Here is a 1,317-nt window from a genome sequence, read left to right as displayed (position 1 = left end):
GTGACCTTCACCTTCTCGGAGGTCCCCAGCGGCTTCGATCTGGCCGATGTCTCGGTGACCGGCGGCGGGCTGTCCAACCTGCAGCCGGTGGTGGGCAATCCGCTGCAGTACACGGCGACCTTCACCGCCGACGACAACTCGACGACGGCGGTCGCGATCTCGGTTGCGGCCGATAAGTTCACCGATCCGGTCGGCAACGACAACCTGGCCTCCAACACCGACACCGCGACGGTCGACACCCAGAATCCGACCGTGGTGGTCGAGATCGCCGATGCGTCGCTGAGCGACGGCGACAACAACTCGAACGTGACCTTCACCTTCTCGGAGGCGGTCAGTGCGGCGACGGTTGCGACGCTGGCCGAGGGGGCCGGGATCACGGTGGTCGGCGGCACGCTGTCGGCCTTGAGCTGGGCGGCGGATCACACCTCGGCGACGGCGACCTTCACCGCCACCGACGGCATCACCGCCTCGGGCTCGGTCACGGTGGATGCCAACGGCTACACCGACGTGGCGGGCAATCTCGGATCGAGCGGCACCGACACGGTGGCGATCGACACCCAGAATCCGACGCTGACGGTCGAGATCGCCGACGGCGCGCTGAGCGACGGCCACAACAGCTCGGTCGTGACCTTCACCTTCTCGGAGGCGGTCAGTGCGGCGACGGTTGCGACGCTGGCCGAGGGGGCCGGGATCACGGTGGTCGGCGGCACGCTGTCGGCCTTGAGCTGGGCGGCGGATCACACCTCGGCGACGGCGACCTTCACCGCCACCGACGGCATCACCGCCTCGGGCTCGGTCACGGTGGATGCCAACGGCTACACCGACGTGGCCGGCAATCTCGGATCGACCGGCGCCGACACGGTGGCGATCGACACCCAGAACCCGACGGTGGTGGTCGAGATCGCCGATGCGTCGCTGAGCGACGGCGACAACAACTCGAACGTGACCTTCACCTTCTCGGAGGCGGTCAGTGCGGCGACGGTTGCGACGCTGGCCGAGGGGGCCGGGATCACGGTGGTCGGCGGCACGCTGTCGGCCTTGAGCTGGGCGGCGGATCACACCTCGGCGACGGCGACCTTCACCGCCACCGACGGCATCACCGCCTCGGGCTCGGTCACGGTTGCCGCTGGCAGCTACACCGACGTGGCGGGCAATCTCGGATCGACCGGCACCGACACGGTGGCGATCGACACCCAGAATCCGACGCTGACGGTCGACATCGTCGACGGCGCGCTCAGCGACGGCCACAACAGCTCGGTCGTGACCTTCACGTTCTCCGAAGCGCCTGTCGGCTTCACCGCCGCCGACATCAGCGCA

Annotated in this window: 1 protein-coding gene; it reads left to right on the top strand. The window is 68.6% G+C overall.

The features are described 5' to 3' along the window. The coding region (locus J6500_RS31390) for an Ig-like domain-containing protein (RefSeq protein WP_225716574.1) at positions 1–1,317 on the top strand (1,317 nt) is incomplete at both ends.

Source organism: Bradyrhizobium semiaridum, from assembly GCF_020329505.1.
In the GTDB taxonomy this organism is placed as follows: Bacteria; Pseudomonadota; Alphaproteobacteria; order Rhizobiales; family Xanthobacteraceae; genus Bradyrhizobium; species Bradyrhizobium semiaridum.
Note: the sequence above shows the minus strand (reverse complement) of the source record. Positions and strands in the feature narration are given on the sequence as shown.